The sequence below is a fragment of the Amantichitinum ursilacus genome, assembly GCF_001294205.1.
Taxonomy (GTDB): Bacteria; Pseudomonadota; Gammaproteobacteria; order Burkholderiales; family Chitinibacteraceae; genus Amantichitinum; species Amantichitinum ursilacus.
In genome coordinates, this window is sequence record NZ_LAQT01000017.1 from 1 (window position 1) to 15,526 (window position 15,526).

Annotated in this window: 11 protein-coding genes and 1 tRNA gene; all 12 read left to right on the top strand. The window is 57.2% G+C overall.

Annotated features, from left to right (window positions below; translation table 11 throughout):
- Positions 1–71 precede the first annotated feature (71 nt).
- The 12 genes from WG78_RS15410 to fusA all read left to right on the top strand — a co-directional run bounded on the left by WG78_RS15410 (position 72) and on the right by fusA (position 15,454).
- Positions 72–147, top strand: a tRNA-Trp gene (locus WG78_RS15410).
- Between the two features lie 70 nt (positions 148–217).
- Positions 218–568 carry a preprotein translocase subunit SecE gene (gene secE / locus WG78_RS15415; RefSeq protein WP_053938741.1) on the top strand — a complete coding sequence of 117 codons (351 nt, stop codon included), beginning with the start codon at positions 218–220 and terminating at the stop codon, positions 566–568.
- Positions 569–593: 25 nt separating this feature from the next.
- Positions 594–1,127 (top strand): transcription termination/antitermination protein NusG, encoded by a 534-nt coding sequence (nusG, locus tag WG78_RS15420; RefSeq protein WP_053938742.1) that lies wholly within the window; start codon positions 594–596, stop codon positions 1,125–1,127.
- Positions 1,128–1,213: 86 nt separating this feature from the next.
- Positions 1,214–1,645 carry a 50S ribosomal protein L11 gene (gene rplK / locus WG78_RS15425; RefSeq protein WP_053938743.1) on the top strand — a complete coding sequence of 144 codons (432 nt, stop codon included), beginning with the start codon at positions 1,214–1,216 and terminating at the stop codon, positions 1,643–1,645.
- 1 nt (position 1,646) lies between these two features.
- Positions 1,647–2,342: a 50S ribosomal protein L1 gene (rplA, locus tag WG78_RS15430; protein ID WP_053938744.1), complete on the top strand. Its 696-nt coding sequence runs from the start codon at positions 1,647–1,649 to the stop codon at positions 2,340–2,342.
- A gap of 231 nt (positions 2,343–2,573) precedes the next feature.
- Positions 2,574–3,101 carry a 50S ribosomal protein L10 gene (rplJ, locus tag WG78_RS15435; RefSeq protein WP_053938745.1) on the top strand — a complete coding sequence of 176 codons (528 nt, stop codon included), beginning with the start codon at positions 2,574–2,576 and terminating at the stop codon, positions 3,099–3,101.
- Positions 3,102–3,143: 42 nt separating this feature from the next.
- Positions 3,144–3,515 carry a 50S ribosomal protein L7/L12 gene (gene rplL / locus WG78_RS15440; protein ID WP_053938746.1) on the top strand — a complete coding sequence of 124 codons (372 nt, stop codon included), beginning with the start codon at positions 3,144–3,146 and terminating at the stop codon, positions 3,513–3,515.
- A 194-nt stretch (positions 3,516–3,709) separates the two neighbouring features.
- Positions 3,710–7,882: a DNA-directed RNA polymerase subunit beta gene (gene rpoB, locus WG78_RS15445; protein WP_053938747.1), complete on the top strand. Its 4,173-nt coding sequence runs from the start codon at positions 3,710–3,712 to the stop codon at positions 7,880–7,882.
- Positions 7,883–7,969: 87 nt separating this feature from the next.
- Entirely contained in the window at positions 7,970–12,169 is a 4,200-nt protein-coding gene (gene rpoC / locus WG78_RS15450) for a DNA-directed RNA polymerase subunit beta' (protein ID WP_053938748.1), read from the top strand.
- Between the two features lie 201 nt (positions 12,170–12,370).
- The gene (gene rpsL, locus WG78_RS15455) at positions 12,371–12,745 is read left to right on the top strand and encodes a 30S ribosomal protein S12 (protein WP_053938749.1); all 375 of its coding nucleotides are present in this window, start codon (positions 12,371–12,373) and stop codon (positions 12,743–12,745) included.
- A gap of 114 nt (positions 12,746–12,859) precedes the next feature.
- Positions 12,860–13,330: a 30S ribosomal protein S7 gene (gene rpsG, locus WG78_RS15460; RefSeq protein WP_053938750.1), complete on the top strand. Its 471-nt coding sequence runs from the start codon at positions 12,860–12,862 to the stop codon at positions 13,328–13,330.
- Between the two features lie 24 nt (positions 13,331–13,354).
- On the top strand, positions 13,355–15,454 hold the full coding sequence (fusA, locus tag WG78_RS15465; protein ID WP_053938751.1) for an elongation factor G: 2,100 nt from the start codon (positions 13,355–13,357) through the stop codon (positions 15,452–15,454).
- Positions 15,455–15,526 lie beyond the last annotated feature (72 nt).

Here is a 15,526-nt window from a genome sequence, read left to right on the forward strand (position 1 = left end):
CGTTAAATAAGTTTTTGTAAAAAGCTTCACAAGAAAGGAAAGGTCGGATTATAATTCCGCCCTTTCCCTGTAGGCGAGTAGCTCAATTGGTAGAGCACCGGTCTCCAAAACCGGGGGTTGGGGGTTCGAAACCCTCCTCGCCTGCCACGAATCAGATTCGCGGCCGTTTCCACAGGGAAGCGGCTTTATTTTATTTGCGGTCTCCGAAAACAGGCTCATGGAAAGCGTCGACAAATTCAAGATGACGGCTGCCGTTGTACTGGTGGCTTTGGGCGTGGCCGGGTTCTATCTCGTGCCGGCCGATCAGGGTGCACTCCGCGTATTGTCTGTTATTGCGGGGCTTTTGCTTGCTGCGACCACCATCTGGTTCTCGCAGCCTGGTCGGAATTTCGTGGATTACGCGCGCGATTCTGTCAAGGAAGCGCAGAAGGTTGTGTGGCCGAGTAAAAAAGAAACCTGGCAGATGACGGGCATTGTGTTCCTGTTTGTCGGGGTGCTTGCGCTTTTCATGTGGGCGGTCGATTCAGGTCTGACGTGGTTGTTCTACGGTGTGATCCTGGGCCGTTAATAAAAATCGCTGGCGGGGTGTTTGAATGGCTATGCGTTGGTACGTGGTGCACGCTTATTCCGGTTTCGAGAAAAGCGTGCAAAAGGCGCTGAAAGAACGCATTGAGCGTTCCGAAGTTGCACATATGTTCGGCCAGATTCTGGTGCCGGTAGAAGAAGTGATGGAAGTGAAGGGTGGTCGCAAAGCCCTGACTGAACGCAAATTCTTCCCGGGCTACGTGCTGGTTGAAATGGAAATGACGGACGAGACCTGGCACATGGTCAAGTCGACGCCGAAGGTCACTGGCTTTGTCGGTGGCTCGGGTAACCGTCCGGCACCGATTTCGCAGCGCGAAGTCGACGCAATCCTGCATCAGATGCAGGAAGGCGTAGAAAAGCCGAAGCCGAAAGTGTTGTTTGAAGTGGGTGAAGTGCTGCGCGTGACCGATGGTCCGTTCGCTGACTTTAACGCTACTGTCGAAGACATTGATTATGACAAGAGCCGCCTCAAGGTGTCTGTCCTGATCTTCGGTCGTGCAACGCCGGTTGATGTGGATTTTTCGCAGGTCGAGAAGGTCTAAGGTCGTCTCGGTTTGCGGTAGTGGCGCCCTCTGGGCGTATTCGGGAAGCGGGGTAACCCGCGCTATACCCATTCTGGAGAAATATTGTGGCAAAGAAAATTGTCGGCTATATCAAGCTGCAAGTGCCCGCAGGCAAGGCTAATCCTTCGCCTCCTATCGGCCCGGCACTGGGCCAGCGCGGTCTGAACATCATGGAATTCTGCAAGGCGTTCAACGCCCAGACCCAAGGCATTGAGCCGGGTCTGCCGATTCCGGTTGTGATCACTGCGTTTGCAGACAAGTCCTTCACCTTCGTGATGAAGAGCCCGCCCGCGACCATTCTGCTGAAGAAGGCTGCTGGCATCACCAAGGGTTCGCCGAAGCCCCATACCGACAAGGTTGGCAAGGTGACTCGCGCTCAACTCGAAGAAATCGTGAAGACCAAACAAGCAGATCTGACCGCTGCCGACATGGACGCCGCTGTGCGCATCCTGGCTGGCTCGGCTCGTTCGATGGGTCTTGAAGTGGAGGGTCTGTAACATGGCTAAGGTTTCCAAGCGTCTGGCCGCCCTCAAGGCCGCTGTAGATCGTAACAAGCTGTACGCTGTTGACGAGGCTCTGAGCCTGGTTAAGGGTGCTGCTACCGCCAAGTTCAACGAATCGATCGACGTTGCTGTCAATCTCGGTATCGATGCACGTAAATCCGACCAGGTTGTTCGTGGTTCGGTGGTGTTGCCGAAGGGTACGGGTAAGTCGGTTCGCGTTGCTGTATTCACGCAAGGCGCCAACGCAGAAGCCGCCAAGGCTGCTGGCGCCGAGATCGTCGGTTTCGAAGATCTGGCTGAATCCATCAAGGCCGGTAACCTGGACTTCGACGTTGTTATTGCTTCCCCGGATGCAATGCGCGTTGTCGGTCAACTGGGTCAGATCCTCGGCCCGCGTGGCCTGATGCCGAACCCGAAGGTTGGCACGGTAACCCCGAACGTTGCTGAGGCTGTGAAAAACGCCAAGGCCGGTCAGGTCCAGTACCGTACCGACAAGGCAGGTATCGTGCACGCCACCATCGGCCGCGCTTCGTTCGAAGCCGCTGATCTGCGCGCCAACCTGACTGCTCTGGTTGATGCACTGCAAAAAGCCAAGCCGGCTACTTCGAAGGGTGTTTACCTGAAGAAAGTTGCCGTTTCCAGCACGATGGGCGTGGGCGTTCGCGTCGACACCGCTACGCTGGCTGGCTAAAAGAACTTTGGGCCTGGCCGGATTTCTGGCCGGGAATGTCAAAGACCGCAGGCGCGGCGCAAGCTGCTTAATCTGGAACTGGCTGTATCAGGTTCACCCTGCGCAGACGGTGGTCCCAATAAATCATGGTTTTTCCATCCCTTTCCGGGGTGGCGCTCCTGATGGACTGGTCGCCGTTTGAATGGAGGTGCATGTTCGCATGCACCTGTTCAAAGCAAATGGAGGTAGACCTTGAGTCTCAATCTCGAAGACAAGAAGGCCGTCGTAGCCGAGATCGCGGCAGAAGTTGCCAAAGCTCAAACGCTCGTCGTTGCCGAGTATCGCGGGATCGAGGTTGCCAGCATGACTCGCCTGCGCAAGCAGGCTCGTGAGTCCGGCGTATACCTGCGCGTTCTGAAGAACACGCTGGCACGCCGCGCGGTTGAAGGCACCCCGTTTGCCGGTCTGGCTGACCACATGGTCGGCCCGCTGGTTTACGGTTTGTCTGAAGACCCGGTCGCTGCAGCCAAAGTGCTGAACGACTTCGCCAAGAAAGACGACAAGATCGTCATCAAGGCCGGTTCTTATGATGGTCAGGTGCTGGATGCTGCGGGCGTTGCTGCCCTGGCTTCGATCCCGAGCCGCGAAGAACTGCTGTCCAAGCTGCTGTACGTCATGAAGGCACCGGTTGCTGGCTTTGCCCGCGCCCTGGCCGCTCTGGCGGAAAAGCAAGGCGGACCCGCTACGGAAGCTCCGGCTGCCGAAGCCGAAGCCGTTTAACCCGATTTCGATTCATACAAAGATTTTCAGGAGTAATACCAAATGGCTCTGTCCAAAGAAGATATCCTCGACGCGGTTGCTGGCCTGACCGTTATGGAACTGAACGACCTGGTTAAGGCGTTCGAAGAGAAGTTCGGCGTGTCCGCTGCTGCTGTTGCCGTTGCTGGCCCGGCTGCTGCTGGCGCCGCTGCTGTTGAAGAGAAGACCGAATTCGACGTTATCCTGACTGGCGCTGGCGCTCAGAAGGTTGGCGTGATCAAGGTTGTGCGTGAAGTGACCGGTCTGGGCCTGAAAGAAGCCAAGGATCTGGTTGACGGCGCACCGAAGCCGGTCAAGGAAGGCGTTTCCAAGGCTGACGCTGAAGCCATCCAGAAGAAACTGGTGGAAGCAGGCGCTACCGCTGAGGTGAAGTAATCGTCCCTTGGACGTTTAGAAAGGCAGGCGGAGGAATCCGCCTGCCCTTTTGCGTTTGTTCATATCGTGTCGCCGTTTGACACTGGCCGCCGGGCCAGGCAGTTGATAAACCGGAAACCGTTTTTCCCCCGCCAACCGCGGGCGGCGCTTTGCGGTTTGTCTTTTGCGCCCTACTCCATGGAGAGTTTGTGAGTATGAATTACTCGTTCACTGAGAAGAAACGCATTCGTAAGAGCTTTGCGAAACGCGCGAACGTCCTTGATGTTCCGTTTTTGCTGGCCACCCAGATCGACTCGTATAACGAGTTCATCCAGCTGGGTGTATCGATCGCTGATCGCAAGAATATCGGCTTGCATGCCGCATTCACGTCCATTTTCCCGATCGTTTCGCACAACGAAAACGCGCGTCTTGAGTTTGTCCACTATGTATTGGGCGAGCCGCCCTTTGATGTGATCGAGTGTCAGCAACGCGGTATCACGTTCGCTGCGCCGCTGCGCGCCCGTGTGCGTCTGGTCATCATGGACCGCGAAGCCGCCAAGCCGACCGTCAAGGAAGTCAAAGAACAAGACGTTTACTTTGGCGAAATTCCGCTGATGACGCGTAACGGCTCGTTCGTGATCAACGGTACCGAGCGTGTGATCGTGTCGCAGCTGCACCGCTCGCCGGGCGTGTTCTTTGAGCATGACAAGGGCAAGACCCACAGCTCGGGCAAACTGCTGTTCTCGGCACGGATTATTCCGTACCGCGGCTCGTGGCTCGACTTCGAATTCGACCCGAAAGACCTGCTGTTCTTCCGGATCGACCGCCGTCGCAAGATGCCGGTTTCGATTCTGCTGAAGGCGTTGGGCTATTCGCCAGAACAAATCCTCAAAGAGTTCTATGACACCGACACCTTCCAGATGGGTAAGGATGGTCTGTTCATGGAACTGGTGCCAGAACGTCTGAAGGGCGAAGTTGCGCGCTTTGACATCGTTGCTGATGACGGCAAGGTTCTGGTTCAGAAAGACAAGCGTGTGACTGCCAAGGGTATTCGCGACATTCAGGCCGCTGGCCTGAAGCGTCTCCCCGTGCCGGTCGATTTCCTGGTGGGTCGTGTGCTCGCACACGATGTTGCCAATCCGGAAACCGGCGAGCTGATCGCACGCGGTAACGACGAAATCACCGAAGAACTGGCAATCAAGTTTGACCAGGCCAATGTGGCGCAAGTCCGTGTCCTGTACATCAACGAGATCGACCAGGGCGCGTATATCGCTGCCAGCCTGCGTAACGATGACGTAGCTGATCAGTACGCCGCCAAAGTGGCCATCTATCGCATGATGCGTCCTGGCGAGCCGCCGACCGAAGATGCAGTCGAAGCACTGTTCCGCGGTCTGTTCTTCTCGGAAGACCGTTACGACCTGTCGGCTGTGGGCCGCATGAAGTTCAACCGTCGCGCCTATCCGGATCGTCTGGAAGAGAAGGCGCCGGGTTGGCAACGTGCGTTCTACGAGCGCGTTGGTCCGCAAGGCCTGGAAGGCGTGGGCGTGCTGTCGGTTGACGACATCATCGCCGTGATCGGCATTCTGGTTGAACTGCGCAACGGCCGTGGCGACGTGGACGATATCGATCACCTCGGTAACCGTCGCGTACGTTCAGTGGGCGAACTGGCCGAAAACCAGTTCCGCGCTGGCCTGGTGCGTGTTGAGCGCGCGGTTAAAGAACGTCTGTCGCAAGCTGAATCCGACAACCTGATGCCGCATGACCTGATCAATGCCAAGCCGGTTTCGGCCGCGATCAAGGAATTCTTCGGTTCGTCGCAGCTGTCACAGTTTATGGACCAGACCAACCCGCTGTCCGAGATTACGCACAAGCGCCGTGTCTCGGCACTGGGCCCGGGCGGTCTGACGCGTGAACGTGCGGGCTTTGAAGTCCGTGACGTACACCCGACTCACTATGGTCGCGTCTGCCCGATTGAAACGCCGGAAGGTCCGAACATTGGTCTGATCAACTCGCTGTCTTGCTACGCCCGCACCAACGAATACGGTTTCCTTGAGACCCCGTATCGCAAAGTGGTGGATAGCAAGGTCACCGACGAAATCGAATACCTGTCCGCGATCGAAGAGGGCAAGTACGTCATCGCTCAGGCTAACGCCGAGCTGGACGCTGCCGGCACGCTGATCGACGACATGGTTACTTGCCGTGAACACGGTGAAACCATCATCGCCACGCCGGATCGCGTGCAATACATGGACGTGGCCCCGAGCCAGATCGTGTCCGTGGCTGCTTCGCTGATTCCGTTCCTGGAACACGATGATGCGAACCGTGCATTGATGGGTTCGAACATGCAGCGTCAGGCCGTACCGTGTCTGCGCGCTGAAAAGCCGATGGTTGGCACCGGTATCGAACGCACTTGCGCGGTCGATTCGGGTACCGCCGTTGCGGCGCTGCGTGGCGGCGTGGTCGACTTTGTCGATGCCACCCGTATCGTGATCCGCGTCAACGATGATGAGACTCCGGCCGGCGAAACCGGTGTGGATATCTACAACCTGACCAAGTTCACGCGTTCGAACCAGAACACCAACATTAACCAGCGCCCGGTTGTGGCGCGTGGTGACCGTATCGCCCGCGGCGATGTGATCGCGGATGGCGCTTCGACCGATCTGGGCGAAATGGCGCTGGGTCAGAACATGACCATCGCGTTCATGCCGTGGAATGGCTACAACTTCGAGGATTCGATCCTGATCTCGGAGAAGGTGGTGGCAGACGATCGCTACACCTCGATCCACATCGAAGAACTGTCGGTGATGGCGCGTGACACCAAGCTGGGCCCGGAAGAAATCACCCGTGATATTTCGAACCTGAGCGAGCGCATGCTGGGTCGCCTGGACGAATCCGGCGTGGTTTATATCGGTGCTGAAGTCGAAGCCGGTGACGTGCTGGTCGGTAAAGTGACGCCGAAGGGCGAAACCCAGCTGACGCCGGAAGAGAAACTGCTGCGCGCGATCTTTGGTGAGAAGGCCTCCGACGTTAAAGATACGTCGCTGCGCGTTCCGTCCGGCATGACCGGCACCGTGATCGATGTGCAAGTGTTTACCCGTGAAGGCGTGGAGCGCGACAAGCGCGCCCAGGCGATTATTGACGAGCAACTGCGTCGCTATCGTACTGACCTGAACGATCAACTGCGTATCGTTGAAAACGACTTGTTCGAACGTATCGAGCGGATGATTGTCGGTAAGGTTGTCAATGGCGGTCCGAAGCGTCTGGCTAAAGGCGCCGAGATCACCAAGGAATACCTGGCCGATCTGACCCCGCGTCAAGACTGGTTTGATATCCGTCTGGCCGACGAAGATGCCGCTCGCCAGCTCGAATCGATGAAAGACCTCGTTGCACAGATGAAGTCCGATTTCGATCTGCGCTTTGAAGATAAAAAGCGCAAGCTGACCCAGGGCGATGAACTGCCGCCGGGCGTGATCAAGATGGTCAAGGTGTATGTGGCCGTTAAACGCCGCCTGCAGCCGGGCGACAAGATGGCCGGCCGTCACGGTAACAAGGGTGTGGTTTCCAAGATTCTGCCGGTGGAAGATCTGCCGTACATGGCGGATGGCACCACGGTCGATATCGTACTGAACCCGCTGGGCGTTCCGTCGCGGATGAACATAGGTCAGATTCTGGAAGTCCACCTCGGTTGGGCGGCCAAGGGCATTGGCCAACGCATCGACAAGATGCTGAACGAACAACGCCAGCTGTCGGATCTCCGTGATTACATCGGCAAGATCTACGGCACGTCCGGCAAGCCCGAAGATATTTCGGACTTCACCGACGTTGAAGTCATGAACCTGGCCAAGGGCCTGCGCAAAGGGATGGTGTTTGCCAGCCCGGTATTCGACGGCGCCAAGGAAAGCGAGATTCACGAAATGCTGAATCTGGCCTACCCGGACGAAGACGAACGCACTGGTCTGCTTGATTTCAACGACACCAAGACCCAGATGCAACTGTTCGACGGCCGTACTGGCGAACCGTTTGAGCGCAAGGTTTCGGTGGGCGTCATGCATTACCTGAAGCTGCATCACCTGGTTGACGACAAGATGCACGCGCGTTCGACCGGCCCGTACTCGCTGGTAACGCAACAGCCGTTGGGTGGTAAGGCGCAGTTTGGTGGTCAACGTTTCGGTGAGATGGAAGTGTGGGCGCTGGAAGCTTACGGCGCCGCCTATACGCTGCAGGAAATGCTGACCGTGAAGTCGGATGATGTGAACGGCCGGACCAAGGTCTACGAGAACATCGTCAAGGGTGACCATCGCATCGATGCGGGTATGCCGGAATCCTTCAACGTGTTGGTGAAGGAAATCCGCTCCCTCGGTATCGATATCGATCTGGAAACTAACTGACCATGTGAGGTGTGAGGGGTGCCCGCTGCCTTGGAGCAAGCGGGTACCTCACACCTGACTCCTCACCCTCACAGGAGAAAGATTGAGATGAAAGGCTTACTGGAACTCTTCAAGCAAGTCACCCAGGACGAAGAATTCGACGCGATCAAGATCGGGCTGGCCTCGCCCGAGAAGATCCGTTCCTGGTCGTATGGCGAAGTGAAGAAGCCTGAGACCATTAACTACCGTACGTTCAAGCCTGAGCGTGACGGTCTGTTTTGCGCCCGTATTTTTGGGCCGATCAAAGACTACGAATGCTTGTGCGGCAAGTACAAGCGTCTGAAACACCGCGGCGTGATCTGCGAAAAGTGTGGCGTTGAAGTCACGCTGTCCAAGGTTCGCCGCGAACGCATGGGCCACATCGAGCTGGCCAGCCCGGTCGCGCACATCTGGTTCCTGAAGAGCCTGCCGTCGCGTCTGGGTATGGTGCTGGATATCGCGCTGCGCGATATCGAGCGCGTGCTGTACTTCGAAGCATTCATCGTGGTTGAGCCGGGTATGACCCCGCTGCAACGCGGTCAACTGCTGACCGAAGAAGACTACTTCGACAAGGTTGAAGAGTACGGTGACGAATTCGTCGCGTTGATGGGCGCCGAAGGCATCCGTGAACTGCTGCGCAATCTGGACGCCGACAACGAGATCGCGACCCTGCGTCAAGAACTCGAATCGACCTCGTCGGACACCAAGATCAAGAAGATCGCCAAGCGCCTGAAAGTGCTCGAGGCCTTCCACAAGTCGGGCATCAAGCCGGACTGGATGGTGATGGAAGTGCTGCCGGTGCTGCCGCCCGAGCTGCGCCCGCTGGTGCCGCTGGATGGTGGCCGCTTTGCGACCTCCGATCTGAACGACTTGTATCGCCGCGTGATCAACCGGAACAACCGTCTCAAGCGTCTGCTTGAGCTGCGTGCGCCGGACATCATCGTGCGTAACGAAAAGCGCATGCTGCAAGAATCGGTGGATTCGCTGCTGGACAACGGTCGTCGCGGTAAGGCAATGACCGGCGCCAACAAGCGTCCGCTGAAGTCGCTGGCTGACATGATCAAGGGTAAGGGCGGTCGTTTCCGTCAGAACTTGCTGGGTAAGCGCGTTGATTACTCGGGTCGTTCCGTGATTACCGTGGGCCCGTACCTGCGTCTGCATCAGTGCGGCTTGCCGAAACTGATGGCGCTGGAACTGTTCAAGCCGTTCATTTTCCACAAGCTGGAAGTGATGGGCTTGGCCACCACCATCAAAGCGGCCAAGAAAATGGTCGAAGCGCAAGAAGCGGTGGTGTGGGACATTCTGGAAGACGTAATCCGCGAGCATCCGGTGCTGCTGAACCGTGCGCCGACGCTGCACCGTCTGGGTATCCAGGCGTTCGAGCCGGTACTGATTGAAGGCAAGGCGATCCAGCTGCATCCGCTGGTCTGCGCGGCATTCAACGCCGACTTTGACGGTGACCAGATGGCTGTTCACGTGCCGCTGTCGCTGGAAGCGCAGATGGAAGCCCGCACGCTGATGCTGGCCTCCAATAACGTGCTGTCGCCCGCCAACGGCGAGCCGATCATCGTGCCGTCGCAGGATATCGTGTTGGGTCTGTACTACATGACCCGCGAAGCGATCAACGCCGCCGGTGAAGGCATGAAGTTCACCGACGTGCGCGAAGTGCATCGTGCCTATGAAAACAAGGTCGTTACGCTGCAGACCCGCATCTCGGTGCGTCTGAAAGAGTTTGTGCGTGATGATTCGGGTGAATGGCAAGCGCAGATGGTGCGTCGTGATACCACCGTCGGCCGCGCCATCCTGTCCGAAATCCTGCCGAAGGGCCTGGACTTCAGCCACATCAACAAGGCACTGAAGAAGAAAGAAATCGGTCGTCTGATCAACGCATCGTTCCGTCGTTGCGGTTTGAAAGACACCGTCGTGTTCGCCGACCAACTGATGTACACCGGTTTTGCGTATTCGACGCGCGGTGGCGTCTCGATTTGCGTCGACGACATGCTGGTTCCGGCCAAGAAAGTCGAACTGCTGGCTGCAGCCAACGCCGAAGTCAAAGAGATCGAGCAGCAATACAGCTCCGGTCTGGTGACGCAAGGCGAGCGTTACAACAAAGTGGTCGATATCTGGGGCCGTGCCGGTGACCAGATTGCCAAGGCGATGATGGACCAACTCGGTAAAGAGAAGGTTGTCGACGGCGAAGGCAAGACGGTTGATCAAGAGTCGTTCAACTCGCTGTACATGATGGCTGACTCGGGCGCTCGGGGTTCCGCAGCGCAGATCCGTCAGCTGGCCGGTATGCGGGGTTTGATGGCCAAGCCGGATGGCTCGATTATCGAGACGCCGATTACGACCAACTTCCGCGAAGGTCTGACCGTTCTGCAGTACTTCAACTCGACGCACGGTGCCCGTAAGGGTCTGGCCGATACCGCGTTGAAGACCGCTAACTCGGGTTACCTGACCCGTCGTCTGGTCGACGTAACGCAAGATCTCGTGGTGACCGAGGACGACTGCGGCACCAAGTACGGCGTGACGATGAAGGCAGTGGTGCAGGGCGGTGACGTCATCGAAGCGTTGCGTGACCGTATTCTGGGTCGTGTAGCTGCGGTGGATATCGTTGATCCGGCTTCGCAAGAAACCGCGATCGAAGCGGGCACCATCCTGGGTGAAGACGAAGTTGATCAGATCGACGCCATGGGCGTGGATGAAGTGCGTGTTCGCACGCCGCTGACTTGCGAAACCCGTTACGGCCTGTGCGCTTCGTGCTACGGCCGTGATCTGGGCCGCGGTCATCGCGTCAACGCTGGTGAAGCAGTGGGTGTCATCGCTGCGCAGTCGATCGGTGAGCCGGGTACCCAGCTGACCATGCGTACGTTCCACATCGGTGGTGCGGCATCGCGGGCGGCAGCGGCCAGCCAGGTTGAGACCAAGTCCAACGGTCATATCGCGTACAGCGCCAACATGCGCTACGTGACCAACACCAAGGGCGAGCAGCTGGTGATTGCGCGTTCGGCCGAAGTGCTGGTGCTGGATGACAATGGTCGTGAGCGCGAACGTCACAAGGTGCCGTACGGCGCCACGTTGATGGTCAGGGATGGCGAAGCGGTCAAGGCCGGCGCCGTGCTGGGCACGTGGGACCCGCACACCCGTCCGATCATTACCGAGTACGCCGGTCAGGTGCGCTTCGAGAACGTCGAAGAAGGCGCGACCGTGGTTAAGCAGGTGGATGATGTGACCGGTCTGTCGACCCTGGTCGTGATCGATCCGAAGCGCAAAGCGGGTGCGTCGAAAGGCGTGCGTCCGCTGGTTAAACTGACCGATGAAAACGGCCACGATGTGAAGCTGACCGGTACCGATACTTCGGTAACGATTACCTTCCAGGTGGGCTCGATCATTACCGTGAAGGACGGTCAGGTTGTGGGCGTGGGTGAAGTTCTGGCGCGGATTCCGCAAGAAACCGCCAAGACCCGCGACATTACCGGTGGTCTACCGCGCGTTGCGGAACTGTTCGAAGCGCGTTCGCCGAAAGATGCCGGCATGCTGGCGGAAATCACCGGCACGATGTCGTTCGGTAAGGACACCAAGGGCAAGCAACGTCTGATCATTACTGATCCGGACGGCATGGCTCATGAATACCTGATCCCGAAAGACAAGCACGTGATGGTGCACGATGGTCAAGTCGTGAACCGCGGTGAAAACATTGTCGACGGCCCGATCGATCCGCACGATATCCTGCGTCTGCAAGGGATTGAGGCGCTGGCCCGTTATATCGTGCAAGAGGTGCAAGAAGTTTACCGACTGCAAGGTGTGAAGATTAACGACAAGCACATCGAAGTGATCGTGCGTCAGATGCTGCGTCGTGTGGTGATTTCGGCTTCGGGTGATACCGGCTTTATCCTGGGTGAGCAGGTTGAACGTGCTGAAGTACTGAGCATGAACGACCGGATGGTTGCCGAGGGTAAACAACCGGCCCAGTACGAAAACATCCTGCTGGGTATTACCAAGGCTTCGTTGTCGACCGATTCGTTTATCTCGGCCGCGTCGTTCCAGGAAACCACGCGTGTTCTGACCGAAGCCGCCATCATGGGCAAGGTCGACGAACTGCGCGGTCTGAAAGAAAACGTGATCGTGGGTCGTCTGATTCCGGCTGGTACGGGTCTGGCATACCACCGCAGTCGCAAACGCGCTCCGGCCAACCCGGATGCTCCGTCGGCAGAAATGCTGGCAGCAGAGGCCGCGTTTGCCACCGTTGGTCAGGACGAAGGCCAATAAAACAGGCAGGAGCCCGGTTTACCGGGCTCCGTGCCGAATGCGCTTGACGTCAAGCGCTTGATTTTCTTAAAATCTACGACTTTTCTGGCGACGCTCAGCCTGCTGAACGTCGCTAGCTTCATTTGGTGGTCCGGTCCTTGTGGCCTGGCGGCCAGAAAAAGGCCCCGTGAGGGGTGTGTAAACTCAAGGAAGTTTTTAACAATGCCAACTATCAATCAGCTGGTCCGTAAGGGCCGCGAGAAGGAAGTGGTGAAGAGCAAGGTTCCCGCGCTCGAAGCCTGCCCTCAAAAGCGTGGCGTGTGCACTCGCGTGTACACCACAACGCCGAAAAAGCCGAACTCCGCACTGCGTAAAGTGTGCAAGGTACGTCTCACCAACGGTTTCGAAGTCATTTCGTACATCGGCGGTGAAGGCCACAACCTGCAAGAACACAGCGTTGTGCTGATCCGCGGCGGTCGTGTCAAGGATTTGCCGGGTGTGCGTTACCACACCGTGCGCGGCTCCCTGGATACCGCAGGCGTTAAAGATCGTAAGCAAAGCCGTTCGAAGTACGGCGCCAAGCGCCCGAAGGCGTAATGGCTGTGTGGTCGGCGGCACACATCAAAGCCGTCGAGTAAGTGGCCGTCTTATGGATGGCCGTGGGGATCAGCAATTGTCCCCGACTGAATGTCACATCAAGGAAGCAATATCATGCCAAGACGCAGAGAAGTTCCCAAACGCGACGTTCTGCCGGATCCTAAATTCGGCAGCCAGGAACTGAGCAAATTCATGAACGTCGTCATGATTGACGGCAAGAAGTCCGTGGCCGAAGGCATCATTTACGGTGCGCTGGCCCAGATCGAGAAGAAGACCGGCAAGAACGCGCTGGAAGTATTCTCGACTGCAATCAATAACGCGAAACCGATCGTCGAGGTTAAGAGCCGTCGCGTCGGTGGTGCCAACTATCAGGTGCCTGTCGAAGTCCGTCCCAGCCGTCGTTTGGCATTGGCGATGCGTTGGGTGCGCGACGCGGCTCGCAAGCGTGGCGAAAAGTCCATGGATCTGCGTCTGGCTGGTGAGCTGCTTGATGCCGCGGAAGGTCGTGGCGGCGCGATGAAGAAGCGCGACGAAGTTCACCGCATGGCAGAAGCGAACAAGGCGTTCGCGCACTACCGCTTCTAATGCACAACGCTTAAGGAAATCATCGTGGCCCGTAATACTCCCATTGAGCGCTACCGTAACATCGGTATCTCCGCTCACATTGATGCAGGCAAGACCACCACGACCGAGCGTATCCTGTTCTACACCGGCGTGAACCACAAGATTGGTGAGGTTCACGACGGCGCTGCCACCATGGACTGGATGGAGCAAGAGCAAGAGCGCGGTATTACCATTACTTCGGCTGCAACCACGACCTTCTGGAAAGGCATGGGTATGCAGTTTCCGGAACACCGCTTCAACATCATCGACACCCCGGGGCACGTGGACTTCACCATCGAGGTGGAACGTTCCATGCGCGTGCTGGATGGTGCATGTATGGTGTATTGCGCGGTAGGTGGTGTGCAGCCCCAGTCTGAAACCGTATGGCGTCAGGCTAACAAGTACAAAGTGCCGCGTCTGGCCTTCGTGAACAAGATGGACCGCTCCGGCGCCAACTTCTTCCGTGTGGTCGAGCAGATGAAGACGCGTCTGAAAGCCAACCCGGTTCCGGTGGTTATTCCTATCGGCGCGGAAGACGGCTTTGAAGGCGTGGTTGATCTGATCAAGATGCAGGCCATCTTCTGGGATGAAGCTTCGCAAGGTATGAAGTTTGAATACCGCGAAATCCCGGCAGAGCTGCAAGCTGTCGCTGAAGAATGGCGCGAGAAGATGGTTGAGTCGGCTGCTGAAGCCAACGAAGAGCTGATGAACAAGTACCTTGAAGAAGGTACGCTGACCGAAGAAGAAATCGTGTCGGCCATCCGCACTCGTACCATTGCTTGCGAAATCCAGCCGATGCTGTGCGGTACCGCATTCAAGAACAAGGGTGTACAGCGCATGCTGGACGCCGTGATCGAATTCCTGCCGTCCCCGGTTGATATTCCGCCGGTCGGTGGTACTGATGATCGCGAGCAACCTGCTACGCGTGAAGCTTCGGATACCGCGCCGTTCTCGGCACTGGCATTCAAGCTGATGAACGACCCGTATGTCGGTCAGCTGACCTTCTTCCGTGTTTACTCGGGCGTGGTCAAGCAAGGTGATTCGGTTCTGAACTCGGTGAAAGACCGTAAAGAACGTATCGGTCGTATCGTGCAGATGCACGCCAACGATCGTAAGGAAATCGACGAAGTTCACGCGGGCGATATCGCCGCAGCGATCGGCCTGAAGGATGTCACCACTGGTGAAACCCTGTGTTCGCTCGATGCCCCGATTATCCTCGAACGCATGATCTTCCCGGATCCGGTGATTCACGTTGCTGTGGAACCGAAGACCAAGGCTGACCAGGAAAAGATGGGCGTTGCCCTGAACCGCCTGGCCAAGGAAGATCCGTCGTTCCGCGTTCGTACCGATGAAGAATCGGGTCAAACGATTATTTCCGGTATGGGCGAGCTCCACCTGGAAATTCTGGTTGACCGTATGAAGCGTGAATTCGGCGTTGAAGCCAACGTCGGTGCTCCGCAGGTTGCTTACCGCGAAACCATCACCCAGGTGGCGAAGGATATCGAAGGCAAACACGCCAAGCAGTCTGGTGGTAAGGGTCAGTACGGCCATTGCGTGATCACGGTTGAACCGTCTGGCGAAGGCAAGGGTTACCAGTTCTTCGACGAAATCAAGGGTGGCACGATTCCCCGCGAATTCATTCCGTCGGTGGACAAGGGTATCCAGAACACGCTGAAGGCTGGCGTGCTGGCAGGCTTCCCGGTGGTGGACGTTTCCGTTCACCTGACCTTCGGTTCGTATCATGATGTCGATTCGTCGCAAATTGCATTTGAACTTGCTGGTTCGCTGGCATTCAAGGAAGCAATGCGTCGCGCCGGTGCGGTTATCCTCGAGCCGATGATGGCCGTGGAAATCGAAACGCCTGAAGAATACATGGGCGACATCATGGGCGATCTGTCTTCCCGTCGCGGTATCATCCAGGGTATGGATGACAACCCTGCCGGCGGCAAGATGGTCAAGGTGGAAGTGCCGTTGTCCGAAATGTTTGGTTACTCGACCACGCTGCGTTCGATGTCGCAGGGTCGTGCTACGTACTCCATGGAGTTCAAGCACTACTCGCAAGCGCCGAAGCACGTTGCCGACGCCATCATGGCCAACAAGAAATAATTGACGATGCCCGGCGGCATGCCGCTGGGCCTTTAAAATTCTGACAATCAAGGATTTAGCGAAATGGCTAAG

Excerpts from the sequence above, each read along its gene's own strand:
- nusG (WP_053938742.1), top strand. The coding sequence starts at position 594 with ATGGCTATGCGTTGGTACGTGGTGCACGCTTATTCCGGTTTCGAGAAA.
- rpoB (WP_053938747.1), top strand. The coding sequence starts at position 3,710 with ATGAATTACTCGTTCACTGAGAAGAAACGCATTCGTAAGAGCTTTGCG.
- rpsG (WP_053938750.1), top strand. The coding sequence starts at position 12,860 with ATGCCAAGACGCAGAGAAGTTCCCAAACGCGACGTTCTGCCGGATCCT.
- rplL (WP_053938746.1), top strand. The coding sequence starts at position 3,144 with ATGGCTCTGTCCAAAGAAGATATCCTCGACGCGGTTGCTGGCCTGACC.
- rpsL (WP_053938749.1), top strand. The coding sequence starts at position 12,371 with ATGCCAACTATCAATCAGCTGGTCCGTAAGGGCCGCGAGAAGGAAGTG.
- rplA (WP_053938744.1), top strand. The coding sequence starts at position 1,647 with ATGGCTAAGGTTTCCAAGCGTCTGGCCGCCCTCAAGGCCGCTGTAGAT.
- secE (WP_053938741.1), top strand. The coding sequence starts at position 218 with ATGGAAAGCGTCGACAAATTCAAGATGACGGCTGCCGTTGTACTGGTG.
- rpoC (WP_053938748.1), top strand. The coding sequence starts at position 7,970 with ATGAAAGGCTTACTGGAACTCTTCAAGCAAGTCACCCAGGACGAAGAA.